This window comes from Azospirillum brasilense (assembly GCF_008365405.1).
Lineage (GTDB): Bacteria > Pseudomonadota > Alphaproteobacteria > Azospirillales > Azospirillaceae > Azospirillum > Azospirillum brasilense_D.
Genome location: NZ_QOKV01000021.1, coordinates 97577 through 121096, shown reverse-complemented (window position 1 = coordinate 121096; position 23520 = coordinate 97577). Strand labels below are relative to the sequence as shown.

The window sequence follows — 23520 nt, the reverse complement described above, 5'->3', positions numbered from 1 at the left end:
ACCAGACTCTATCGAAGAACCGCGATGACCGCCCCGCTGTGGATAACCGGCCCGCCTACGCCAGCCATGGGAAGGCGCTGCGGCGGGCCGCTTCCCCACAGCTACACCACGCTTCGGGACACGACCCGGACACTACCGATTGCTCGATTTAAATTTGTCTTATTGAACGCTTGCTCGATCACTCGGGTATCAGCATCCACTTGTCGTTAATGTCGATCAGATGACGTTCGGTTTCTGGAATGATGGTGATGAAATCCAGCGGCAGTTTGCTTATAGACACCACGACCTGCTGATTGAATTTCTTCGCTAAATACGCCCTCTGGAGCAAGGCGCTGAAGCTTAGGTCCTTTACGTTCTGTTGTTGCGGCTCGTCAAAAAACACGAATCCCGTATGGTTATTGGGGAAAGTTCGAGCGACTTCTAGCAAGCCCAATAGGTACGCCCATATGAGGCGGATGAGGTCGCTCGCAGACATATCAAAGGAAAGGTCGAAATTGCCGTAGATCGGCAGGTAGCTGTCCGGGGAGATGTCGAATTCGGCGGGATCGAAGCTTTTCAGACCGTATTTGACCAACTGCTCGCAGACTGAATCCTTCAGCGCCATCAGCTTCCGGCTGTCACTCGGAGAAATCAAGCCTGTGGGCAGCTTCATTTCTTTGGTGAGAACATCAGCCCAACGGGCAGTAACGTCTTCCATCGAATCTAGCATGACGGAGATTTCATCCGAGGTGCTGCTCAATCGTGCTATCTCAGAGCGAAGCCACACACGGCGCTCAAGCGCTGCTTCAGAAGGCAACCTCGCGTCAGTAATCAGCGCCGATTTTATGGTTCTTATTTCGGAACGAATGGCAGCCGCCTTGGCGCGGTATTTATCTAGCCGGGCAACCTTATCGCTAATACTGGCGACAAGCTCCTTCTGCATCGCCTGGAATGTCCCCCGCTGCCCTTTCAGGAAACTGAGGCTCTCCTCGATGCTCAGGGCATTGTAGTCCTCATCCTGGGGAAGGAGGACGTCTTGGATTTCCTGATGGCAGGTCGGGCAATGGCCCGAGGAAATTGTCAGCTTTTCCGTCGATCCCATCCGACGCAGACGAATCAGATCATTGTGGTGGGCAATGTCTTCGTTGAGATTTGCGATCTGGGCTTCTAGTCGGGACCGATCCGCACGATCACTAGAGAATGAAAGCTCCATCTCGGAGATGGCGAGATTCAATGCGGCGAGATCGTCGGATTTCTCCCGCAATTGGGCATTCAATCGATCAGCATCTTCTTGTACAGAGGGTATCTTTGAATTTTCCAACACGAGTAGTTCAGATCGGAGGGCATGCAGTTTCTTCTGGAGGGGAACGTCGCCTTCGGTCTCGATGAACCATAAGGACGGATAGATTTCAGGAGGCCAAGCAGGCACCGGATCAGCGGGAAGATCGCTGAATTTGCATCCAATTATCTTGGCTTTATCCCGCAAATGGTTGATGATGATTCCCCATTCCCTGCGCAGATCAGATTTCTCCTTTTCTATCTGGAGCCGCCGCTGGGCAAGATCATACGAATCCAGCGCCAAGACGAATTCAATTGCGCGCTTGCGAACATCCTTGATCTGGAACTGGAGAGGCATCGCGGCCTGAATACCCGACCACCCCTTCTTCTGTTCAACGAGCATGAGCGGGAAAATGCACTCCAGATAAAGCTGCGAGCGCCCGCCGTCGTAGGTCTGAACTTCCGGCAATGAAATGCCGATGAAGTCAGCGAGCAACTTATGAAAACCTCGTTCCCGGCTGGCTGCGCCTGCCTGACGAACAAAGTAGTCGGTGGCCGCAAGATCGATGTCAGGCGACGAAAGCCTGGGACCTTCCCAGACCGTCACAAGATGATTGTCTTGTGTTCCCTTGACGCAGCGTTGGATGGCGAGCCGCTTTCCGGCGGCATTTTCAATCTCCAATAGGACGTGAGATTCAAGTACTCCGAGGCGCTTTCCATCCTCGGTTTCTAGCCAATCCTTCATCGCATGCGGGAGCGGAACTGCATGTTTTGCACTCAGCATAGCTTCCAATCCCAACGCATAGATCACGGCCTGGGTGCAGGTTGATTTACCTGACGCATTTTCAGCGCGTAGGATGTTCAGGCCGTTCTTGAATTCTAGGCTTCGGCCATAGCGCCCAACATCAGTGACGACGGACAGGCGAAGGTTTCTAAGTTGGAAGCTCATACTGTTCCCCAATCTTCACGAAGGCTTCGGATGCCTTTTCTGTGAACTTCTTACCCAGTTCGGCAAGCACGGCCTTCTCGACACGCAAAAGGTTGGCTTCGCCTTCGATCTCGGTAGCCATGGCCAGCCCCTTCGTGGTGAGGGCAATGTTGCCACCCTTCGCCGCGACCAGTTGTTCAGCCCGAGCGAACTGCAATGCGCGAAGGAGAGCTGGATCAAAGCGGACAGGGCTAAATGACGCCGGGCGGTTCCCATTCAGAAATCCCACAATTTGGTCTCTGCCATGCTTGAAGCGGACGGCCCAATCAAGAACGTGAAGCCTGGACAAGGACGAGGAGCCACCCCGGCAAGCCTGCTTGAGCAATACCACCACTAAGGCGACCCGCCACAATGGCCGCCTGTCGCCCGGCAAAATAGTGCCACGGTCGCGAAAAATGAACCCTGCCGCTTCGAACTCAGGGTATAGCGCACGGAGGTTAATCATCGTCGGGGAAATCCAATGGACAGTGCATCAGCCAATAGGAAATGGCTTCAGTCGCCAGCACTGCGGTCGTTTCCGGGTCAAGAAGCTTTCCCAAATATTCTTCCAGTTGCGTGTTGAATGCAGCCAGTTCGTCAAGGATACGCTTTCCACCAGGATCTCCCGAAAGTGACGAACGGGCCTCAAGTAGCTTCTCAAATCCTCGTTTTGCTTTGACAGCTGCCTCATAGATTGAGGCGTGGTTCTGCTGGAGGGATGTTAGCAAGCCTCGTCCCTCAAGGTATGCCTTTAGGTATTTCCGCTCGAGCTGCTCCAGCTTTTGGGGAGTGTTGACCGCTTTCAGCTTGGAAAGCTTGGTCTTCAAATTGCCTACTAGATCGGAGTGGGAATTGTCCTGCTTGAGGGCATCGAGATTGCCCTGATCAACCTCGTCAACGATTAGGTTGAGGCGGTGGAGCGTGGAACCGATGAAGCGTTTTTTCTCGACACCTAGGAACTCGTTCTCGGTTACAGCTATCGCCTCAAAGCTGGGGCAGATGTACGGGCAACCAAGCGTGCGAGTTTTTGCGGCCTCGGCATTGGCGTGGGCGAGAATATCCTTACTGTGGAGAATGGGAGTAACCAGAATCCATCGCTCTACGATTATATCCCCAAGAATGGTTCGATGCTCAGCTTGCTTCTGGACTAGCTTAGTCAAGTCATCTGTTATTTTCTTCTTCAACTTCTTTTTGCGGACACCTGGCTGAAGAGGCTCGTTCTCTGGAGCATAGCACTGGTAGATACGACCATCGCGGCCCACGCCGTCCATGCCGAGGTCGCCGTGGTCGTCTGAAGGCACGACGAAAAAATCACCAGGGGCATATCGCATGCCTAGTAGCGCGGCGATGTACTTTTCCCAATCATCACCGGACCAAGTTACCGTAGCTTGCGGCAGCGTAACCCCCACGCCTCTCCCCCTGACTTACATCGCGCCCCAGTTGAGAAAACATATATGGGATGCCAATAGCGCGCAATGACCGTGGCCGCACTCCGTATCTCCACTAGGGTCCTGCCCCATAAGGAGCCTTCTCTGAATGGAGCCGTTGTGATTTAAGCGCTGACAAGGGGTGAACTGCGGTTCAGTCGGCTTATGGAGCTGAACCGACATACGCAACTGGCTGCCCAGGGAGTCGCCCCGACCTTTGCAACGTGGTGTCCATTCTCCAAAACAGCATGGAAGGCACGCAGGAACTGAACAAAGGTTCCGCTCCAAAGGCGTCGCTCACGCTCTGAAACCCGCTTGCGTCGCGTTCGCGATGTGCGTTTTCGCACAGGCGCCGGGCGCCCGTGACGGCACTCTCCAGCCGCGCCGCGAAGCGCTGGCCTGACCGTTCCATCCCGGCAGGCTCCGCCCCGCGTCCCGTTTCCTGCGGCTTGGAGTGTTCCGACGATGGCTCTGCTCGATGATCTTGTGGTGCAGACCGCCCTGTTTCCCCTGGTGGTCGGCGTCGCCGCCGTCGGTGTGGTCCGTCTCGCCGGCGGGCGCACGCGGGGTCCCCGGTTGGCGGCGGCGGGTGTTGCCGCCGCCTTCCTGGCGGCCTACGCGCTGATCGTCGGCCTGCCCGCCCTGCCGCCGCCCTCCAGCATGGGCCGCCTGTTCTGGAGCGCGGTGGCCGGTCTGGTCATCGGCGTCGGCGCCGACCTCGCCGGGATCGACCGCCGCCGCGGCACATGGCTGCTCGGCGCCTGGGTGACGGCGTCCCTGTTGTGGATCGCCCTGCCGGTGCTGCCGGGAAGCCTGGACACCATCACCGCCGCGGTCCTGCTGCTGGCCGGCGGCTGGATCGCCCTGACCCGCACCGCCGGCGAGGGCGAGGGGGTGGCCACCCCCGGCGTCGCCCTGCTGGCCGCCGCGGTGGCGGTGGGCGGGGTGGCGCTGGTCGGCGCCTCGGCTTCCGTCGCCCAGCTCGCCTTCGCGCTGGCCGCGGCCACCGGCGGCCTGCTGCTGTGGAACTGGCCGGTGGAGCGCCACGCCTGGGGCAACGCCGGTCAGGCGGCGCTGGGCATCCTGGTGCTGCTGGCCGCCACCCTGACCTTCTTCTCCTCCGCCCACGCCGAAGCCCTGCTGCTCGTCCTGCCGGCCTTCTTCGCCGACCGGCTGCGCGACCGGCTGCCCCTGCCGCGCACCGCCGCGGGACGGGCCATGGGCACCGTGGCGCTGACCGTCCTCGCCCTGGTGCCGGCCGCCGCCGCCGTGGGCGCCGCCTTCCTTCTCTCCGCCGGTTCCGACGTGTCCGGCTACTGACCCACCCCCTTCATCCCCTTTCATCCGACAAAGGACTCCGAATCATGAAGCGTCTTCTCTCTGCCGCCGCCCTCTCGGCCCTCGTCACCCTGCCGCTGACCGCCCAGGCCGCCCCGGTCGCCTACAAGCTCGACCCGGCCCACACCGCCGTGGTCTTCATCGTCGACCATCTGGGCTTCTCCAAGGCAGTCGGCAGCTTCAACACGGTGGCCGGCGAGCTGTCCTTCGACAAGGACGCCGCGGACAAGAGCAGCCTGTCGGTGACCATCGACACCACCAGCATCGACACCAACCACGCCAAGCGCGACGAGCACCTGAAGTCGCCGGACTTCTTCAACGTGAAGGAGTTCCCAAAGCTGACCTTCAAGAGCACCAAGATCGAGAAGACCGGCGACAAGACCGGCAAGCTGCACGGCGACCTGACCCTGCTGGGCGTCACCAAGCCGGTGGTCCTCGACGTGACCTTCAACAAGGACGGCGTCAGCCCGGCCAGCAAGCAGGAGACGGTCGGCTTCTCCGCCCGCGGCACGATCAAGCGCTCCGACTTCGGCATGAAGTACGGCGTGCCGAACATCGGCGACGACATCCAGATCATCATCGAGTCCGAGGCGGTGAAGGCGTAAGGCGCGCCGTCAATCCTCCTCCGCCGCCTGCCGGACCCGGTCCCGCAGGCGGCGGGTGTCCAACAGGACCAGCGCCCCCCGCCGCTTCTCCAGCAGCCCGTCGCGCTCCAGGGCGCTCAGCTCCCGCGAGACCGCCTCGCGCCGGGTGCTGACACGGGCGGCGAGGTCGGCATGGGGCGGCGGCGGGGAGATGGTCGCGCTGTGCTCCCCCCGCCCGTCCGGCCGGGCCAGCCGCAACAGCTCGGCGTAGATGCGGTGGCGCACGTCCAGCGTGTTGAACTCGTTCACCCGCGTGGCGAGCTTGCGGATCTCTCCGGCCAGCAGGACCATCACCTGATCGCAGACGTCGGGGTGGCGGTGGACGCAGTCGCGGAACAGCGGGGCGGGCATGCAGGCGACCGTGGCGTTGGTCACGGCGACGATGCCGGCGGAGCGCGCCTTCCCGTCGATGGCCGCCAACTCCCCGAAGAATTCCCCGGCGGGAATGTCGCGCAGGATCACCGTCCGCCCGGAGATCGCGCGGATCGTCACCCGGACCAGACCGGCGGCGACGACGAAGACGTCGGTGCCCTCATCCTCGAAATCGATGATCCATTGCCCGGCCTCCACCCGGCGCCAGAGGCAGCGGTCCTCCAGCGCCCGCAGCTCGTCGGGGGACAGGGAGCGGAACAGCGCCGCCCCGGCCAGCGTTTCGCTCCGGCGCCTCATGAACGGGAATGGGTGTCCGGCTGTGGCATGGCGTGGGATGATCTCATAGGATGCCGGTGGACGCCACGAACAAGCCGAGCCCGCCGACCGACATGGACGCCCGTCCCATCCGCCGCCCGGCCCCGTTCATGATCCGGAATCGTTCATGAAACGCCGGATCGAACGCCCGTTGCGCCTGTTCACCGGCCTGACGCTGTTCACCTTCGTCATCACCCACTTCCTCGCCCACGCCGCCGGTCTGCTGCTGCTGCCGGGGATGGAGGTGGCGCGGCGCACCCTGCTGTGGGTCTGGGACACGCCGCCGGGGCAGGCGCTGCTCGCCGGTTCCTTCGTGACCCACGCCGGGCTGGGTCTGTGGGCGCTGTACCGCCGCCGCCACCTGCGCATGCCCGCCGGGGAGGCGTGGCAGCTGGGGCTCGGCCTGTGCATCCCGCTCCTGCTGATCTCCCACGGCATGACGGGGATGCTGTCGGACGACCTCTACAACGACCCACTGACCTACCCGCGGGCGATCGTCCTCTACTGGATCACCGCGCCGGAAACCCTGCTGTGGCGCCAGCTCCTGCTGCTGGTCATCGTGTGGATTCACGGCTGCATCGGGGTGCGCGGCTGGCTGATGACGAAGCCCTGGTACCGGAGCCGGGCCGCGCTGCTCGGCGCCTTTGCCATGCTGCTGCCCCTGCTGGCGCTGGCCGGGATCGTCAACGCCGGCTGGGACGCCGAGCGCCGTGCCGCCGCCGACCCCGCCTATCTGGAGCCGTTCCGCCCGCCCGCCCCCGGCACGCCGGAAGCGGAGAACCGCGCCGCGCTGGCGGCGATCAGCGGCGGCGTGTTCAACACCTACGTCCTGCTGCTGGTCGGCACGCTGGGGCTGCGGCAGGTTCGCAACTGGCGGGCACGGGCGACCAGCCCGGTCCGCATCGCCTATCCCGGCGGGCGCACGGTGACCGTCCCGCGCGGCACCTCCGTGCTGGAGGCCAGCCGGGCCAACGGCGTCCCGCACACCGCGCTGTGCGGCGGGAGGGGGCGTTGCTCCACCTGCCGCATCCGGGTGACCGAGGGGGCGGACGCCCTGCCGCCGCCCAACGCCACGGAACGGGCGGTGCTGGAGCGGATGAAGGCGCCGCGTGCCGTCCGCCTCGCCTGCCAGCTTCGCCCGGTGGCACCGCTGTCGGTGACGCCGCTGCTGTCGGCGCGGGACAATGGGCGAACCTTTGCCGTCACCGCCCCCATGGACAGCGGGCGGGAACTGGCGATCACCGCGCTGTTCGTGGATTTGCGGGGATCGACCTCGCTGGCGGCGGAGCGGCTGCCCTTCGACGCGCTGTTCATCGTCACCCGCTACGTCCAGGTCGTCACCGACGCGATCCGGCGGCACGGCGGCTACGTCATCGCCATCGCCGGCGACGGGGTGATGGGCATGTTCGCCAACGAGCAGGACCCCGCGGTGGCGGCGGCGAGCGCGTTGCGCGCCACCGCCGACCTGTGGCGCGACATCGAGGTGCTGAGCCGCGACCTCGCGGAGGAGCTGGACCAGCCGCTGGCCTTCGGGGCCGGGGTGCATTCCGGCCTCGCCGTGGTCGGGGCGGTGGCCTGCTCGGAGGACGGATCGCTGCAGTTCATCGGCGACACCGGCAACGTCGCGGCGCGGCTGGAGGAGATGACCAAGACGCTGGGCGCCACCGTGGTCTTCTCCGACGCGGCCGCCGAACTGGCGGGGCTCCGGCGTCTGGAGCATCTGGAGCGCCAGGAGGTGGCGATCCGGGGCCGCGACGGCACGCTGGGGGTGCGGACGGTCCAGCGCCAGGAGGATTTGCGGGCGGTGCTGGAGGGCACGGGCGCCTGAAGAAAAAACCCCCGCCCGAAGGCGGGGGTTTTTCGATTGTCAGAGCAGATGGGACATCAGATCAGGTGGGCCTGGGCCAGAACCTCGTTGCCGCCGCGCCAGATCATGTCGAGCGCCACGTAGGTGATGATGGCGAGGCCGATCCAGCCGATCCAGCGATGCTTGTGCAGGACATGCGCGATCATGTTGGCCGCCGCCCCCATCAGGACGACGGAGAGCAGCAGGCCGATGACCAGGACCGTCGGATGGTCCTTGGCCGCACCGGCCACCGCCAGCACGTTGTCGAGCGACATCGACACGTCCGCCACCACGATCTGCCAGACCGCCGCGCCGAAGGTGGTCGTCGCCACCGCCGCGCCGACCGCGGCGTCGCCGGAGCCGTTCGCGGCCAGCGCCTCGTCGGGCGTCACCTCGTCCTCCCCATGGGAGCGCAGCTCGCGGAACATCTTCCAGCACACCCACAGCAGCAGGATGCCGCCGGCCAGGGTCAGCCCGATGATGGCGAGGAGCTGGGTGGTGATCAGCGCGAAGAAGATGCGCAGCATGATGGCGGCGCCGATGCCCCAGACGATCACCTTGCGGCGCTGCTCCTTGGGAACGGCGGCGGCGGCCATGCCGACGACGATGGCGTTGTCGCCGGCCAGAACGAGGTCGATGGCGACCACCTGCCCGAGGGCGGTGAGCTGCGACCAGAGATCGACGCTTTCCATATGAAAATCTCTTCGAAGGCTGCGGTTGGGCTCAATGGCGGTGTGCGGTCATCTTTTTTGTTGGGGCTTGCGCTTGAAACAGCGGCCCTGGGGCTTCTGTCGCACGAATCGAAGCATGGCGCAGCAGGTTTAGCGTGCAGCGGTGGGTTGCAACGGATGTGGGGGCGGGATCAGTCGGGCGAGCGCAGCCGGTAGCCGACGCCGGTTTCCGTCAGGATGTGCAGGGGGCGCTCCGGCTCCGCTTCGATCTTCTGGCGGAGCTGACGGATGTAGATTCGCAGATACTGCACGTCCGTGTCGGCGCCCCAGACCTCCTTCAGGATGAAGCGGTGGGTCAGCACCTTGCCGGCATGGGCGACCAGCAGGCGCAGCAGGTCGTATTCGCGGGGCGACAGCTTCACCTCGGCGCCGCGGACCGTCACGATCCGCCGGACCAGATCGACGGAAAGGTCGCCGCTGCGGAACAGCGGGCGCTCCCCCTGCTGCTGCAGGCGGTGGCGCAGGGCGGCGCGGATGCGGGCGAGAAGCTCGTCCATGCCGAAGGGTTTGGTCACATAGTCGTCGGCGCCGAGGTCCAGCGCCTCCACCTTGCCCGCCTCGTCGGCGCGGCTGGACAGCACGATGATCGGGGCGGCCACCCCGTCGGCGCGCAGGCGGCGGATCACCTCCAGCCCGCCGATGCCCGGCAGGCCGAGGTCGAGCACCAGCAGGTCCGGCGGGCGCCGCCGCACCGCCTCCAGAGCGCCCGCGCCATCCGCCGCCTCGGCGATGTCGTAGCCCTGGGCGGACAGGGTGGTGCGCAGGAAGCGGCGGATCGGCGGCTCGTCGTCCACCACCAGGACGCGCAGCGGCAGGCTGTCCGACCTCATGGCGTCATCTCCTCAATGCCTGGCTCCTCACGGCCGGGCTCCTCAAGGCCGGGCAGAGCGGCGGCGGCCGGCATGATCAGGGTGAAGACGGCGCCGGAGCGGTCCTTGCGGTTGCCGGCGGCGATGGTGCCGCCCATCGCCTCGACGAAGCCACGGCAGATCGCCAGCCCCAGCCCGGTCCCGGCGCGCTGCCGGTCCTGGGCCTGGACGCGGTAGAATTTGTCGAAGATGCGCTCGACATCCGCCGCCGGGATGCCGTCGCCCTCGTCCCGCACCTCGATGCGCACCCGACCATCCTCCCGCGACGCCCCGACCTGGATCAGCGAGCCTGTTGGCGCGTATTTGGCCGCGTTGTCCAGCAGATTGAAGAGAACCTGTTCGAACAGCACGTCGTCCGCCTCCAGCATCGGCAGGTCGGCGGCCAGATCGACGTCCACCCGGTGCCCGGCCAGGATACGGCCCGCCCGCCCCAGCGCGCTGCCCACCGTCTCGGCCAGATCGACCGGGCCGGTGCGCGGGCGGATCGCCCCCGATTCCAGGCGCGTCATGTCCAGCAGGTTGGCGATGAAGCGGTTCAGCCGCTCCGCCTCCTCCTGGATGGTGGCGGCGAGGTCGCGGCGCGACGCCTCGTCCATCCCGGCGCCGTAGGCGGTCAGGCTGGTCGCCGACCCCAGGATGGAGGCCAGCGGGGTCCGCAGGTCGTGGGAGATCGAGGTCAGCAGGGCCGAGCGCAGCCGCTCCGTCTCGGCGGCCAGACGGGCGCGGTCCACGTCCTCCGCCAGGGTGACGCGCTCGATGGCGAGTGCGGCCTGATCGGTCAGCGCGTCGAGCAGCCGGCGCTGGTCGGGGGTCAGCAGGGCGCCGGGCTTGCCGGTGCGGGCGGTGTCGGTGTCGATGCCGACCACCCCGACCGGGCCGCGCCCGGTGCGCAGGGGAAGGAACAGCCATTTGGCGCCGGGCAGCGTGTCCGAGCCGCGCCCGGCCGGCCGGTTGTTTTCCCACGCCCAGACGGCGGCGGCGAGGTCGGCCTCGCGCAGCTCGTCCTCCGGCGGGTAGCCGGCGCGGACGGACACCGTGTCGCCGTCGGGCAGCAGCAGGACCACATGCACCTTCAGCATCGCCGCGATCTGGTGGGCGGTCGCCCACAGCAGGTCGTCCATGGTGACCACCCCGGCCAGCTTGCGGCTGAAGCCGTAGAGGTCCTCGGTCGTCTTGGCGCGCAGCCGGGCGGTGACCGCCTGGGCGCGCACGCGGGCGGTCAGGTTGCTGGCGATCACCGCCACCACCGCGAAGAAGAACAGCGCGACGATGTTCTCCGGATCGGCGATGGAGAAGGTGTAGAGCGGGTTCAGGAAGAAATAGTTGAAGGCCAGGACGCTGACGACGCAGGCGTAGAGCGACGGCCCCAGCCCGCCGGTCACCGCGCTGGCCAGCACCGCCGTCAGGAACACCAGCGCGACGTTGCCGACGTCCAAGATCAGATGCAGCAGGTGCCCGACGCCCAGCGCCAGGGCGACATAGCCGGTGGCCGCGGCGTAGGGCCACCAGGACAGCGCCGGGCGCCGGGGCACCGCGGTGCGCACCGTCTTGGGCGGGATCGGCTCCTCGGCGTCGTCCGCGATGACGTGCACGCTGATGCCGCCGGCCTGCCGGATCAGCCGGAAGGCGATGGAGCTGCGCAGCAGTTCCGCCCACCGGCCGCGGTGGGACTTGGCGATGACGATGTGCGCGACGTTGTTGGTCCGCGCATACTCGACCACGGTGCCGGCGACGTCGCCGCCGGGGATGGTCACCGCCTCGCCGCCCAGCTTCTCGACCAGCCGCAGCGCGTCGGCGATGCGGTCGCGTTCGGCCTCGCTCAGGCGCAGGCTGCGCGGCGTCTCGACGTGCAGCGCGGTCCAATGGGCGCGCAGCCGCTCCGCCTGACGGCGGGCGTAGCGGACGACGGCGGCGCAGGCCGGGTCCTCGTTCACGCAGACCAGCAGCCGCTCCCCCGCCGCCCAGGGGCCGGCGATGGCGTGGGCCTGCATATGGGTCAGCAATTGCTCGTCCACCCGCTGGGCGGTGCGGCGCAGCGCCAGCTCGCGCAGCGCCGTCAGGTTGCCGGGGGAGAAGTAATGGCGGATCGCCCGCTCGGCGGTGCGCGGGACATAGACCTTGCCGTCCTTCAGCCGCTGGATCAGGTCGTCCGGCGTGATGTCGATGACCTCGATGTCGTCGGCCCGGTCGATGATGGAATCCGGCACCGTCTCGCGCACGCGGACGCGGGTGATCCGGGCGACGACGTCGTTCAGGCTCTCCACATGCTGGATGTTCATCGTCGTGTAGACGTCGATCCCGGCGGCGAGGATCTCCTCCACGTCGAGGTAGCGCTTGGCATGGCGGCTGCCGGGGGCGTTGCTGTGGGCCAGCTCGTCCACCAGCACGATGGCCGGGCGGCGGGTGAGGATGGCGTCGAGGTCCATCTCGTCGAGCCGGCGCTCCTTGTAGTCGATCTTGCGGCGGGGAATGACCTCCAGCCCGGCGAGCAGCGCCTCGGTCTCGCGCCGGCCATGGGTCTCGACCACGCCGACCACCACGTCCACCCCGTCGCGCCGCTTGGCCTGGGCGGTCAGTAGCATCTCGTAGGTTTTGCCGACGCCGGGGGCCGCCCCCAGAAACAGCTTCAGCCGCCCGCGCCCCTCCCGCGCCGCTTCGCGCAGGAGCGCTTCGGGCGAAGGCCGGGTGACGGCGGCGGTTCGGTCGTTCGGCATCGGGGAGCGGCTTTCGGAACGGATCGGCGCCCCCATCCCCTCCCCCGCCAGCAAGGGAGAGCGGACGGGAGAACGGACGGGGCCGCCTGTTGACCTTCAGCTAATGCGTCGCCGTGGCGGCGTCGAGGGCGAGATTGAGCCGCAGCACGTTGACCACCGGCTCCCCCAGCGGTCCCAGAGGCGACGGATCGGTGTTCATGGTGACCAGGGCGCGGAGTTGGGTCTCCGACAGGCCGCGGGCACGGGCGACGCGGGGGACCTGGAAGTCGGCGGCGGCGGGCGACAGATGCGGGTCGAAGCCGCTGGCCGACGTCGTCACTAGCTCCACCGGCACCGGAACGCCGGGATTCTCGGCCTCCAGCCGCTCCGTCTCCGCACGCACCCGGTCGGCCAGCGCCTGGGACGTCGGGCCGAGGTTGGAGCCGCCGGAGGCCGCGGCGTTGTAGGGCGCCGGCACGCTCTTCGACGGGTCGGCCGGGTCCGGCCCCAGCGTGGCGGAGGGCCGCCCGTGGAAATAGCCCGCCCCGGTGAAGCCCTGGCCGATCAGGGCGGAGCCGACGACCGCTCCGTTCCGCTCGATCAGGCTGCCGTTGGCCTGATGCGGGAAGATGGCCTGGGCGATGCCGGTGACGGCCAGCGGGTAGATCAGCCCGGTCACCACGGTCAGCGCGGCGATCATGACGAGGGCGGGACGCAGTTCCTTGAGCATGGCGGGGTCCTCACACGAGTCCGATGGCGGTGACGAGCAGGTCGATCAGCTTGATCCCGACGAAGGGCACGATCAGGCCGCCCAGCCCGTAGATCAGCAGGTTCCGGCGCAGCAGCCGCGCCGCGCCCACCGCGCGGTAGGCGACGCCGCGCAGCGCCAGAGGGATCAGCGCGACGATGATCAGCGCGTTGAAGATGATCGCCGACAGGATGGCGCTCTCCGGGCTGGCCAGCCCCATCACGTTCAGGGCGCCCAGCTGCGGGTAGAAGGCCAGGAACATGGCGGGGATGATGGCGAAATACTTCGCCACGTCGTTGGCGATGGAGAAGGTGGTCAGCGCGCCGCGGGTCATCAGCAGTTGCTTGCCGATCTCCACGATCTCGATCAGCTTGGTCGGGTCGCTGTCCAGGTCGACCATGTTGCCGGCCTCGCGGGCGGCGACGGTGCCGGTGTTCATCGCCACGCCGACGTCGGCCTGGGCCAGCGCCGGGGCGTCGTTGGTGCCGTCGCCGCACATGGCGACCAGCTTGCCCCGCGCCTGCTCGTCGCGGATCAGCTGCAGCTTCATCTCCGGCGTCGCCTGGGCCAGGAAGTCGTCCACCCCGGCCTCCGCCGCGATGGCGGCGGCGGTCATGGCGTTGTCGCCGGTGATCATCACCGTCTTGATGCCCATCTGGCGCAGCGCCGCGAAGCGCTCCCGGATGCCGCCCTTGACGATGTCCTTCAGGTGGATGACGCCGAGCAGTTTCCCATCGCGGGCGACGGCCAGCGGCGTGCCGCCGGACTTGGCGACGCGCTCCGCGATGGCCTGCACCTCGCGCACCGCCGCCTCCAGGGCGGGATCGGGGCGCAGCCCGATCACCGTGTTGCCGGTCACCGTATCGCCCTGGTTGGCGATGCCCTGCCCGAAGGTCCGCACATGGGCCAGCACGGCGTCCACGGCACCCTTGCGGATGGTCACGCCGTCGCTGTCGATGCCGCTCAGCCGCGTCTGGGCGGTGAAGGGCACGAACCGGGCGTGCAGCCCGGCCATGTCGCGGGCGCGGATTCCGTATTTCTCCTTCGCCAGAACGGTGATAGAGCGGCCCTCCGGCGTCTCGTCGGCCAACGAGGCGAGCTGGGCGGCGTCGGCCAAGTCGCGGTCGGCCACGCCAGAGATTGGCAGGAACTCCGCCGCTTGGCGGTTGCCCAGCGTGATGGTGCCGGTCTTGTCGAGCAGCAGCGTGTCCACATCACCCGCCGCCTCCACCGCCCGGCCCGACATGGCCAGCACGTTGAAGCGGACCAGACGGTCCATGCCGGCGATGCCGATGGCCGACAGCAGCGCGCCGATGGTGGTCGGGATCAGCGTGACGAACAGCGCCGCCAGCACCAGCACCCCGACCGAGCCGCCGGCGTAGGCGGCGAAGCTGGGGATGGTCGCCACGGCGATGACGAAGATGACCGTCATGCCGGCCAGCAGGATGTTCAGCGCGATCTCGTTGGGCGTCTTCTGCCGCTGCGCGCCCTCGACCAGCCCGATCATGCGGTCGAGGAAGGTGTTGCCCTGGGCTGCGGTGATCCGCACCTTGATCCAGTCGGAGATCACCTGCGTGCCGCCGGTCACCGCGGAGCGGTCGCCGCCGGACTCGCGGACGACCGGAGCGGATTCGCCGGTGATCGCCGCCTCGTTGACGGACGCCACGCCCTCCACCACCTCGCCGTCGGAGGGGATGAGGTCGCCGGCCTCCACCAGCACGAGGTCGCCGGGCTTCAGGAGGGTGGCCGGAACGCTCTCCCAGCCCTCGCCCGCCAGCCGCTTGGCGGTGGTCTCCGTGCGGGTGCGGCGCAGGCTGGCCGCCTGGGCCTTGCCGCGTCCCTCCGCCACCGCCTCCGCGAAGTTGGCGAAAAGCAGGGTGAACCACAGCCACAGCACGATCTGCAGGGAGAAGCCGAGGCCCCCGGCGCCCGTCAGCAGATCGCGCAGGAACAGCAGCGTGGTCAGCGCCGCCACCACCTCCACGCAGAACATCACCGGGTTGCGGGCCATCAGCCGCGGGTCGAGCTTGCGGACGGAGCCGGCAACGGCGGGCAGCAGGATGGCCGGGTCCAGCAGGGTGGAGGCCGGAGTCCGGGTGGCGGTTTTCGAATGGGTGTCCATGGTGGTCCCCGGTCAGAAGAGGAGGCCGGCGCGCATCGCCAGATGCTCGGCCACCGGGCCGAGGGCGAGCGCCGGGAAGAAGGTCAGGCCGCCGACGATCAGGATGACCCCGGCCAGCAGCCCGACGAACAGGCCGCCGTGGGTCGGGAAGGTGCCGGCCGACGCCGCGCTGCGCGTCTTGGCGGCGAGCGAGCCGGCGACCGCCAGCATCGGCACGATGACCAGGAAGCGGCCCACCAGCATCCCGGCGGCCAGCGTCAGGTTGTACCAGAGCGTGTTGCCCGACAGCCCGCCGAAGGCGCTGCCGTTGTTGGCCGCCGCCGAGACGTAGGCGTAGAGCGCCTCCGAAAAGCCGTGCGGGCCGGCGTTGGCGAGCGCGGCGAGGCCGGTGTCGAGCACCACGGCGAAGGCGGTGCCGCCCAGCATCATCAAGGGCAGGCAGAGCACAGCGAGCATGGTCATCTTGACCTCCTTCGCCTCCAGCTTCTTCCCCAGATACTCCGGCGTGCGCCCGACCATCAGCCCGGCGACGAACATGGTGACGATGGCGAACAGCAGCATGCCGTAGAGGCCGGCCCCGACGCCGCCGACGATGATCTCGCCCAGCATCATGTTGACCATCGGCACCATGCCGCCCAGCGGCATGAAGCTGTCGTGCATGGCGTTGACCGCCCCGCAGGAGGCCGCCGTGGTCACCGCGGCGAACAGGGCGCTCATGGCGATGCCGAAGCGGGTCTCCTTGCCCTCCATGTTGCCGGCGGCGTTGTCCAGGCCGAAGGCGGCGAAGGCCGGGTTGCCCTGGGCCTCCGCCCAATAGACGGCGGCGACGCCGATGACGAACAGCAGGCCCATGGCGGCCAGGATGGCCCAGCCCTGCCGCTCGTCGCCGGCCATGCGCCCGAACAGGTTGGTCAGCCCGGCGCCGATGGCGAAGATCGACAGCATCTGCACCAGATTGGTCAGGGCGTTGGGATTCTCGAAGGGATGGGCGGAGTTGGCGTTGAAGAAGCCGCCACCGTTGGTGCCCAGCATCTTGATCGCCTCCTGCGAGGCGACGGGGCCGAGCGCGATGGTCTGCTTGACACCCTCCAGCGTGGTGGCGTCCACCGTCCCGGCCAGCGTCTGCGGCACGCCCTGCCAGACCAGGAACAGCGCGTAGAGCAGGCTGAGCGGCAACAGCAGGTAGAGCGTGCCGCGGGTCAGGTCGGTCCAGAAATTGCCGACCGTCCGCGCCCCGGCGCGGGTGAAGCCGCGGACCAGAGCCACGGCCAGCGCGATGCCGGTCGCCGCCGACACGAAGTTCTGCACGGTCAGCCCGGCCATCTGCACGAGGTGGCTCATCGTGCTTTCGCCGCCGTAATTCTGCCAGTTCGTGTTGGTGACGAAGCTGGCGGCGGTGTTGAAGGCGAGGTCGGCGGGCACCGCCGCCATGCCCGTGGGGTTCAGGGGCAGGACGCCCTGCAAGCGCTGCAGCGCGTAAAGCAGCAGCAGGCCGGCGACGTTGAACAGCAGCATGGCGACGGCGTAGGTCACCCAATGCTGTTCCGCCTTCGCGTCCACCCCGGCCAAGCGGTAGAGCCCGCGCTCGACAGGGCCGAGCAGCGGCGAGAGCAGCGTGCGCTCCCCGTTGAACAGCCGCGTCATGTAGCCGCCGAGCGGGCGCGCCACGGCGGCCACGAGGGCGGCGAAGAGCAGGATGTGTATCCAGCCGCTGACGGTCATGGGAGTCTCCTCAGAACCGTTCGGGGCGGATCAGGGCGTACACGAGGTAGCCCAGCAGCCCGGCGGCGACGAGGCCGCCGAGCGCGTAATCGACGATCATGGCCCGGCCCCCCCTCACAAGCGGTCGCAGGCGTGCACATAGGCGATGGACGCGGCGAAGAAGGCCGCGGTGATCGCCAGCGCGATGATGTCCAGCATGGTTGCCTCCGGGGCGCACCCGGGAGGAGCCGGGCGCGCGTCAGCGTGTATCGGATGCCGGCACGGCTGTGTCCGGCACGATCAGGCTGCGCCCGATGCGCGTATAGATTCGAGGGGGGCGGAAGAGGGTCTGTCGTATAGACGGCGTATATGCCGGGGGGAAGGGGCGATGGGACCGATCGCCCCTGCTCCGGGGGAGGAGAGCGAGATACGCTCCGCTCACTTCATCGATGGGAAGGAGAACTGCGCGCCTTCGCGCACGCCGCCCGCCGGCCAGCGCTGGGTGATCGTCTTGCGCCGGGTGTAGAAGCGCACGCCGTCCGGCCCGTAGGCCGCCAGATCACCGAACAGCGACCGCTTCCAGCCGCCGAAGCTGTGGTAGGACACCGGCACCGGCAGCGGCACGTTGACGCCGACCATGCCGACCTTGATCGCGTCGGTGAAGTAGCGCGCGGCCTCGCCGTCGCGGGTGAACAGGCAGGTGCCGTTGCCATACTCGTGGGCGTCGATCAGGTCCATGCCCTCCTGCATCGTCGCCACGCGAACGACGCAGAGGACCGGGCCGAAGATTTCCTCCCGATAGACGCTCATGTCCGGCGTCACCCGGTCGAACAGGCAGCCACCGAGGAAGAAGCCGCCCTCGTGCCCCGGCACCACCAGCCCGCGGCCGTCGACCACCAGCTCCGCCCCTTCGGCGACGCCCCGGTCGACGAAACCCTTCACCTTCTCGAAATGGGCGCGGGTGACCAGGGGACCCATGTCGCAACCGGTGCCGGTCCCCGCCCCCACCTTCAGGCCGCGCACCTGCTCCGCCAGCATCGCCACGACGCGGTCGGCGGTCGCGTCGCCCACCGCGACGACCACGGAAATCGCCATGCAGCGCTCGCCGCAGGAGCCGTAGGCCGCACCCATGATCGCGCTGACCGCGTTGTCGAGGTCGGCGTCCGGCATGACGATGGCGTGGTTCTTCGCCCCGCCCAGCGCCTGCACCCGTTTCCCATGGGCGGTGCCGGTGGCGTAGACATACTCGGCGACCGGGGTGGAGCCGACGAAGCTGACCGCCTGGACGCGCGGGTCGGTCAGCAGCGTGTCCACCGCCTCCTTGTCGCCGTGGACGACGTTCAGCACGCCCGGCGGCAGCCCGGCCTCCTGCGCCAGCTGCGCGATGAGCAGGGAAGCGCTCGGGTCGCGCTCCGACGGCTTCAGGATGAAGGCGTTGCCGCAGGCCACGGCGACCGGGAACATCCACAGCGGCACCATCGCCGGGAAGTTGAAGGGTGTGATGCCCGCCACGACGCCCAGCGGCTGGAACTCCGACCAGCTGTCGATGCCCGGCCCGACATTCTTGGAATGCTCGCCCTTCAGCAGGTCGGCGATGCCGCAGGCGTATTCGACGTTCTCGATGCCGCGGGTCAGCTCGCCGCGGGCGTCCTCCAGAGTCTTGCCGTGCTCCCGCGTGATCGCCGCGCAGATGCGGTCGGCGTTGTCCTCCAGCAAGTGCCGGTAGCGGAACATCACCCGCGCCCGCTTGGCCGGCGGCGTCGCCCGCCACGCCGGGAAGGCGGCCTCGGCGGCGGCGATGGCCGATTCCACGGTGGCGCGGCCGGCCAGCGGAACGCGGCCGACGGTCTCGCCGGTGGCCGGGTTCACGATGTCGGCGCTGCGGCTGTCGGCGGGGGCGTCGGCCACGCCACCGATGAGGTGCGGAACGAGGGTCATGGCGTTCTCCATCCTCAAGCGGTTGCCTGGATGGCGTCGGCGACGGCGTTCATCAGCCGGTCGAGGTCGTCACGCTCGCTGATGAAATGCGGGCCGAACTGCAGCGTGTCGCCGCCGAAGCGGACGTAGAAGCCCGCCTTCCAGCAGTGCATGGCGATCTCGTAGGGTCGGCGGGCCGGCTCGCCCGGCAGGGCCGCGATCTGCACCGCGCCGCACAGCCCGTAGTTGCGGATGTCGGTGACGTGCTTCAGCCCCTTCAGCCCGTGCAGCACCGTCTCGAAATGCGGAGCCAGATCCGCCGCCTTCTCGGCCAGCTTGTCCCGCTCGAACAGCTCCAGCGCGGCAAGGCCGGCGGCGCAGGCGACGGGATGGGCGGAGTAGGTGTAGCCGTGCGGGAATTCGACCATGTAGTCGGCGCCGCCGTTGTCCATGAAGGTCTGGTAGATCTCATGGCTGGCGACGACGGCGCCCATCGGCACCGCGCCGTTGGTCAGGCCCTTGGCGACGTTCATGATGTCCGGCACCACCCCGAAGGCATCGGCGCCGAAGGCGGTCCCCATGCGGCCGAAGCCGGTGATGACCTCGTCGAAGATCAGCAGGATGTCGTGCTTGTCGCACAGTTCCCGCAGCCGCTTCAGATAGCCCTTGGGCGGCGGCAGCACGCCGGCGGAGCCGGCCAGCGGCTCGACGATCACCGCGGCGATGTTGGAGGCGTCGTGCAGGGCGACCAATTCCTCCAGCGCGTCGGCCAGTTCGGCGCCCTGCTCCGGCAGGCCCTTGGTGAAGGCGTTCTGCGGCAGCAGCGTGTGCGGCAGATGGTCGGCCTCGACGCCCGAGCCGAACAGCTTGCGGTTGCCGCCGATGCCGCCCAGGCTGATGCCGCCGAAATTGACGCCGTGATAGCCCTTCGACCGGCCGATCAGCTTGGTCTTGGTCGGCTGGCCCTTCAGCCGCCAATAGGCCCGCGCCATCTTCAGCGACGTATCGGTCGCCTCCGACCCGGAATTGACGAAGAACACATGGTCCAGCCCGGCCGGAGTCATCGAGGCCAGCTTGTGCGCCAGCTTGAAGGCGGCGGGGTGGCCGAACTGGAAGGCCGGGCTGTAGTCCAGCTCGGCGATCTGGCGGGCCACCGCCTCACCGATCTCCCGGCGGCTGTGCCCGGCGCCGCAGCACCACAGGCCGGACAGGCTGTCGTAGATCTTCCGCCCCTCGGCGTCCCAGTACCAGGCGCCTTCGGCGCGGGCGATCAGGCGCGGGTTCGCCTTGAACTCGCGGTTCGCCGTGAAGGGCATCCAATGGGCGTCCAGCTCCTCGCGCGTCAGCCCGGCGGTCGGGGCGGCTCCGGTCTTGTGGCTCTCGTCCAACGGCGGCATCGGGCGGCACTCCTGCGGGCTGGGGTGGCATGGACAATCAGGTCGGAAAACAGTGTGCGCGGAGGCTTGGCTGCGGTTAAATCCAAACCATTCAAACCTTACGCAAGCGTCCGCTTACCTATCCATGACCAAGCCCGCCCGCCCCTTAACCGCCCGCCCCCTGAGCGGCCTCAACGACGCCGACCTGCGCCTGCTGCGCGTCTTCAAGACGGTGGTGGAGTGCGGCGGCTTTTCCGCGGCGGAGGTGGAGCTGAACATCAGCCGCGCCGCCATCAGCCTGCACATGGCCGATCTGGAACGGCGGCTGGGGCTGCGGCTGTGCCGGCGCGGGCGGGCGGGCTTCCTGCTGACCGACGAGGGGCGCATGGCCTATGAGGCGGCGCTGCGCCTGTTCGCCGGCCTGGAGAGCTTCCGCAGCGAGATCAACGCCGCGCACGGGCGGCTGCGCGGGGAGTTGAACATCGGCATCACCGACAACCTCGTCACCATGCCGAAGATGCGCGTGACCGACGCGCTGCGCGGCCTGAAGCAGCAGGGGCCGGAGGTGCGGGTGAACATTCGCATGATCCCGCCCAACGAGATCGAGCGCGGCGTTCTGGACGGGCGGCTGCATGTCGGCGTGGTGCCGGCGCGGCGCGCCCTGCCCGGCCTGGACCGCTTGCCGCTGTATCAGGAGGAATCCCGCCTCTATTGCGGGCGCGGCCATTCGTTGTTCGATGCGGAGACGGTGCCCGACGCGGCGGTGGAATCCGCCGATGCTGTCGCCCCGACCGAGGCGCAGCAGGTGCCGGAGGCGGCGGGGGTGCAGCAGGCGCTGACCGCCACCGCCACCGCCACCGACCGCGAGGGCGTGGCCTTCCTGATCCTGACCGGCTGCTACGTCGGCTTCCTGCCCACCCATTACGCGCGGCAATGGGTCGAGCGCGGCGCGATGCGCGCCCTGCTGCCGGAGCGCTTCCATTACGCTCAGGAGTTCCAGGCGGTCACCAAGAAGGGTGCACAGCCCAATCTGGTGCTGGAACGGTTTCTCGACCTGCTGAGACGGACGGGGATGATGGGGTAGGCGGACCCCAAAAATCGGGGTGATTTTCATTGACGCCGGCCCGGTCACGCCCCACCGTAATTGTGGGGAATACGAACAAAGAACCGGTGGGGGAGCGCGGCCATGGTGATGCTGACCGAACAGTTCGTCATCGACTATCTGCTGTTCGCCGCCGTCCTGCTCACCGTCACCTGCTCCCTGCTCGGCAGCTTCTTTCTCAGCGCGCTCAGCCGTCAGACGGGGGCTCTGTCCCGCCTGCTGCTTTGGGGCGTTCCGGCGACCCTGCTCAGCACCGCCCTGTGGTCGCTGGCCATGCCCGCGGACCGGGCGCTGGTGGTCGGTGCGGCGACCGCCGTGGCGACGCTCATCGGACAGCATCTCCTGCCCTTCGGTCCGGTCGGCCAAGCCGGCTGCTGGTCATGGGACGCGCTGGTCTTTCGCGGTCTGTCCTGGACCGGGCGCACCGCCCTGATGCTCGCCCCCGCCGTGTGGCTCGGCGGCATGCCGTCCTGGATCTTGTGGTTCGCCCTGGCCGGGGCCGTGAACGCCGCCATCTTCGCCCTGTGCCAGTTGCGCGGCACCAACCCGGCGCTGCGCCGGTCGGTGGAGCAGGGCGACGTTCTGTGGGGTGGATCCCAAGGCGCGGTTCTGGGTGGCCTGCCGGCGTTCCTGATGCTGTTGTGACCGGGCCAGAAAACCGGGGATGAATCCACCGTACTCATACGAAAATGTACCGGGTGGGTCTTGCGCGGGCGGGACGACCGGGCCATCTGTGCGGGACTGGCTCCGGGCCCCTCTGGCGGTCCACTTGGTACGGACCGCGATGTCGGAGCCCTTCACTTGAGCGGACGGTGCAGCCGTCCCCTTCTGGAGGGTCCGTATGACCGATACGTCTTTTTCTTCTTTCCGTTACGGTTCCGCCTACGATGAGACGGCGCATGTCGCGGCGCGCCGGCGGTTGGAATGGCTGGCGCGGACGATGGACAGCGCCGTCCGCGTGCCCGGCACCAACATCACCTTCGGCGCCGACGCGGTGCTGGGCCTGGTGCCCGGCTTCGGCAACCTCGCCACCACGGCGGTGTCCGGCTATCTCATCCGCGAGGCCTGGAGGCTCGGCGTGCCGCGCGGCAAGCTGCTGCGCATGGTCGGCAATGTGGCGATGGACAGCCTGATCAGCGCCGTCCCGGTCGCTGGCAACATCGCCGACGTGTTCTGGAAAGCCAACCGCAAGAACATGGCGATCCTGGCCGAGCATCTGGATGGTCCTCCCCCGCGCGGTGAGCGGACTTTTGGCGACCGGACGCACCGTCGCCGCCGTTCGGCGCCCTACACCATCGACGGCGAGTGGCGCCGAACGCGGTGACGCCGGACGTGGTGGCGGGGCGCGTCACTCCCCGCCGAACCGGATGCGGTGGTTCTCCAGCATCAGCTCGTCAAGCGGGCGGCCGGCGGTGAAGCCCGCCAGCCCCGGCGGGACCGGCGTATCGGCGGGAAGCCGCGGACAGGGCTCGGCGGCGCCGATCACCTGAACCACCGGATAGCGGGCGGTGTAGACGGGCAGGTGCATGTCCTCGCCCTCGTCGGACAGGCCCTTGCTCCGGACCTTGGCGCTCGCCTCCTCGATCTCCATGCCGACGACCATGGTCGCCTTGATCTCCTGCGCCGTGCTGGCCCGCAAGTCGGCGCTGCGCCCCGGATAGAAGCGGTCGACCATGGCATCGAGCGCGCGGGTCTTGGCCTCCGGCTCCTCGACGATGCGCGCGGTGCCGAAGCACATGGCGGACCGGTAATCCGCCGAATGGTTGAACCCGCAGCGGGCGAGCACGAGGCTGTCGAGATGCGTCACGGTCAGGCAGACCGGCAGGCCGTCGCGCTGCGCCCGCAGCATCCGGCTGGCCGAGGACCCATGCCAATAGAGATGCTCGCCCTCCCGCCAGAAGGCCGTGGGGGTGCAGTAGGGCTGCCCGTCGATCACGTAGGCGATGTGCGCGATCATCGCGCCGTCGAGGATGGCGTGAACGGATTCCCGATCGTAGCGCCCCCGCTCGTGCAGGCGCTTCACACGGTTGCGGTCGGTGACGGGATAGCGGTCGGACGGAACGGCCTCGGACATCGCGGAACTCTCTTCGCGGCG

Annotated in this window: 20 protein-coding genes; 6 read left to right on the top strand and 14 right to left on the bottom strand. The window is 67.7% G+C overall.

What is annotated here, in order from left to right; translation table 11 throughout:
- Positions 1-178: 178 nt before the first annotated feature.
- The 3 genes from DS837_RS25475 to DS837_RS25465 are packed head-to-tail and all read right to left on the bottom strand — an operon-like array spanning position 179 to position 3633.
- The gene (locus DS837_RS25475; protein ID WP_149167290.1) at positions 179-2206 is read right to left on the bottom strand and encodes a coiled-coil domain-containing protein; all 2028 of its coding nucleotides are present in this window, start codon (positions 2204-2206) and stop codon (positions 179-181) included.
- Positions 2190-2690, bottom strand: coding sequence for a hypothetical protein (locus tag DS837_RS25470; protein ID WP_149167289.1), 501 nt, complete (start codon positions 2688-2690; stop codon positions 2190-2192). Before DS837_RS25470 ends, DS837_RS25475 begins: the two co-directional genes overlap by 17 nt.
- The gene (locus tag DS837_RS25465; protein ID WP_149167288.1) at positions 2683-3633 is read right to left on the bottom strand and encodes a hypothetical protein; all 951 of its coding nucleotides are present in this window, start codon (positions 3631-3633) and stop codon (positions 2683-2685) included. The genes DS837_RS25470 and DS837_RS25465 overlap by 8 nt, the downstream gene beginning before the upstream one ends.
- A gap of 483 nt (positions 3634-4116) precedes the next feature.
- Between DS837_RS25465 and DS837_RS25460 the strand changes: the two genes are divergently transcribed.
- Positions 4117-4971 carry a hypothetical protein gene (locus tag DS837_RS25460; RefSeq protein ID WP_149167287.1) on the top strand — a complete coding sequence of 285 codons (855 nt, stop codon included), beginning with the start codon at positions 4117-4119 and terminating at the stop codon, positions 4969-4971.
- A 44-nt stretch (positions 4972-5015) separates the two neighbouring features.
- Positions 5016-5594, top strand: coding sequence for a YceI family protein (locus DS837_RS25455; protein WP_149167286.1), 579 nt, complete (start codon positions 5016-5018; stop codon positions 5592-5594).
- A 9-nt stretch (positions 5595-5603) separates the two neighbouring features.
- On the opposite strand, the gene DS837_RS25450 is transcribed toward DS837_RS25455, so the two are convergent.
- Positions 5604-6302, bottom strand: coding sequence for a Crp/Fnr family transcriptional regulator (locus DS837_RS25450; protein ID WP_149167285.1), 699 nt, complete (start codon positions 6300-6302; stop codon positions 5604-5606).
- A 145-nt stretch (positions 6303-6447) separates the two neighbouring features.
- On the opposite strand from DS837_RS25450, the gene DS837_RS25445 reads away from it, so the two are divergent.
- Positions 6448-8148, top strand: coding sequence for an adenylate/guanylate cyclase domain-containing protein (locus tag DS837_RS25445; protein WP_149167284.1), 1701 nt, complete (start codon positions 6448-6450; stop codon positions 8146-8148).
- Between the two features lie 56 nt (positions 8149-8204).
- On the opposite strand, the gene DS837_RS25440 is transcribed toward DS837_RS25445, so the two are convergent.
- The 9 genes from DS837_RS25440 to aptA form a co-directional block, all read right to left on the bottom strand.
- Positions 8205-8858: a TerC family protein gene (locus DS837_RS25440; protein WP_149167283.1), complete on the bottom strand. Its 654-nt coding sequence runs from the start codon at positions 8856-8858 to the stop codon at positions 8205-8207.
- 170 nt (positions 8859-9028) lie between these two features.
- Positions 9029-9727 (bottom strand): response regulator transcription factor, encoded by a 699-nt coding sequence (locus DS837_RS25435; RefSeq protein WP_149167282.1) that lies wholly within the window; start codon positions 9725-9727, stop codon positions 9029-9031.
- On the bottom strand, positions 9724-12480 hold the full coding sequence (locus DS837_RS25430) for a sensor histidine kinase (protein ID WP_149167281.1): 2757 nt from the start codon (positions 12478-12480) through the stop codon (positions 9724-9726). The genes DS837_RS25435 and DS837_RS25430 overlap by 4 nt, the downstream gene beginning before the upstream one ends.
- 100 nt (positions 12481-12580) lie before the next feature.
- The gene (locus tag DS837_RS25425) at positions 12581-13189 is read right to left on the bottom strand and encodes a K(+)-transporting ATPase subunit C (protein WP_149167280.1); all 609 of its coding nucleotides are present in this window, start codon (positions 13187-13189) and stop codon (positions 12581-12583) included.
- Positions 13190-13199: 10 nt separating this feature from the next.
- Positions 13200-15329, bottom strand: coding sequence for a potassium-transporting ATPase subunit KdpB (gene kdpB / locus DS837_RS25420; protein ID WP_149167279.1), 2130 nt, complete (start codon positions 15327-15329; stop codon positions 13200-13202).
- A gap of 12 nt (positions 15330-15341) precedes the next feature.
- The gene (gene kdpA, locus DS837_RS25415) at positions 15342-17051 is read right to left on the bottom strand and encodes a potassium-transporting ATPase subunit KdpA (RefSeq protein WP_149167278.1); all 1710 of its coding nucleotides are present in this window, start codon (positions 17049-17051) and stop codon (positions 15342-15344) included.
- A 10-nt stretch (positions 17052-17061) separates the two neighbouring features.
- Positions 17062-17151, bottom strand: coding sequence for a K(+)-transporting ATPase subunit F (locus tag DS837_RS25410; RefSeq protein ID WP_035680142.1), 90 nt, complete (start codon positions 17149-17151; stop codon positions 17062-17064).
- Between the two features lie 317 nt (positions 17152-17468).
- The gene (locus DS837_RS25405) at positions 17469-18968 is read right to left on the bottom strand and encodes a CoA-acylating methylmalonate-semialdehyde dehydrogenase (protein WP_149167277.1); all 1500 of its coding nucleotides are present in this window, start codon (positions 18966-18968) and stop codon (positions 17469-17471) included.
- 14 nt (positions 18969-18982) lie between these two features.
- Positions 18983-20344, bottom strand: coding sequence for an omega-aminotransferase AptA (aptA, locus tag DS837_RS25400; protein ID WP_149167276.1), 1362 nt, complete (start codon positions 20342-20344; stop codon positions 18983-18985).
- Positions 20345-20468: 124 nt separating this feature from the next.
- Here aptA and DS837_RS25395 point away from each other — a divergent pair, with 124 nt between their 5' ends.
- From DS837_RS25395 to DS837_RS25385, 3 genes are all read left to right on the top strand, one after another.
- Positions 20469-21407: a LysR family transcriptional regulator gene (locus DS837_RS25395; protein ID WP_149167275.1), complete on the top strand. Its 939-nt coding sequence runs from the start codon at positions 20469-20471 to the stop codon at positions 21405-21407.
- Positions 21408-21509: 102 nt separating this feature from the next.
- Positions 21510-22070, top strand: coding sequence for a hypothetical protein (locus DS837_RS25390; protein WP_149167274.1), 561 nt, complete (start codon positions 21510-21512; stop codon positions 22068-22070).
- Between the two features lie 196 nt (positions 22071-22266).
- A complete protein-coding gene (locus tag DS837_RS25385; RefSeq protein ID WP_149167273.1) occupies positions 22267-22749 on the top strand; it encodes a DUF4112 domain-containing protein in 483 nt (160 codons plus the stop codon).
- Positions 22750-22773: 24 nt separating this feature from the next.
- On the opposite strand, the gene DS837_RS25380 is transcribed toward DS837_RS25385, so the two are convergent.
- Positions 22774-23499, bottom strand: coding sequence for a pyridoxamine 5'-phosphate oxidase family protein (locus tag DS837_RS25380; RefSeq protein ID WP_149167272.1), 726 nt, complete (start codon positions 23497-23499; stop codon positions 22774-22776).
- Positions 23500-23520 lie beyond the last annotated feature (21 nt).

Bases quoted from the DNA above. Each gene is read 5' to 3' on its own strand.
- DS837_RS25475 (WP_149167290.1), bottom strand. From the start codon at position 2,206: ATGAGCTTCCAACTTAGAAACCTTCGCCTGTCCGTCGTCACTGATGTT.
- DS837_RS25470 (WP_149167289.1), bottom strand. From the start codon at position 2,690: ATGATTAACCTCCGTGCGCTATACCCTGAGTTCGAAGCGGCAGGGTTC.
- DS837_RS25460 (WP_149167287.1), top strand. From the start codon at position 4,117: ATGGCTCTGCTCGATGATCTTGTGGTGCAGACCGCCCTGTTTCCCCTG.
- DS837_RS25455 (WP_149167286.1), top strand. From the start codon at position 5,016: ATGAAGCGTCTTCTCTCTGCCGCCGCCCTCTCGGCCCTCGTCACCCTG.
- DS837_RS25450 (WP_149167285.1), bottom strand. From the start codon at position 6,302: ATGAGGCGCCGGAGCGAAACGCTGGCCGGGGCGGCGCTGTTCCGCTCC.
- DS837_RS25445 (WP_149167284.1), top strand. From the start codon at position 6,448: ATGAAACGCCGGATCGAACGCCCGTTGCGCCTGTTCACCGGCCTGACG.
- DS837_RS25440 (WP_149167283.1), bottom strand. From the start codon at position 8,858: ATGGAAAGCGTCGATCTCTGGTCGCAGCTCACCGCCCTCGGGCAGGTG.
- DS837_RS25435 (WP_149167282.1), bottom strand. From the start codon at position 9,727: ATGAGGTCGGACAGCCTGCCGCTGCGCGTCCTGGTGGTGGACGACGAG.
- DS837_RS25430 (WP_149167281.1), bottom strand. From the start codon at position 12,480: ATGCCGAACGACCGAACCGCCGCCGTCACCCGGCCTTCGCCCGAAGCG.
- DS837_RS25425 (WP_149167280.1), bottom strand. From the start codon at position 13,189: ATGCTCAAGGAACTGCGTCCCGCCCTCGTCATGATCGCCGCGCTGACC.
- kdpB (WP_149167279.1), bottom strand. From the start codon at position 15,329: ATGGACACCCATTCGAAAACCGCCACCCGGACTCCGGCCTCCACCCTG.
- kdpA (WP_149167278.1), bottom strand. From the start codon at position 17,051: ATGACCGTCAGCGGCTGGATACACATCCTGCTCTTCGCCGCCCTCGTG.
- DS837_RS25410 (WP_035680142.1), bottom strand. From the start codon at position 17,151: ATGATCGTCGATTACGCGCTCGGCGGCCTCGTCGCCGCCGGGCTGCTG.
- DS837_RS25405 (WP_149167277.1), bottom strand. From the start codon at position 18,968: ATGACCCTCGTTCCGCACCTCATCGGTGGCGTGGCCGACGCCCCCGCC.
- aptA (WP_149167276.1), bottom strand. From the start codon at position 20,344: ATGCCGCCGTTGGACGAGAGCCACAAGACCGGAGCCGCCCCGACCGCC.
- DS837_RS25395 (WP_149167275.1), top strand. From the start codon at position 20,469: ATGACCAAGCCCGCCCGCCCCTTAACCGCCCGCCCCCTGAGCGGCCTC.
- DS837_RS25390 (WP_149167274.1), top strand. From the start codon at position 21,510: ATGGTGATGCTGACCGAACAGTTCGTCATCGACTATCTGCTGTTCGCC.
- DS837_RS25385 (WP_149167273.1), top strand. From the start codon at position 22,267: ATGACCGATACGTCTTTTTCTTCTTTCCGTTACGGTTCCGCCTACGAT.
- DS837_RS25380 (WP_149167272.1), bottom strand. From the start codon at position 23,499: ATGTCCGAGGCCGTTCCGTCCGACCGCTATCCCGTCACCGACCGCAAC.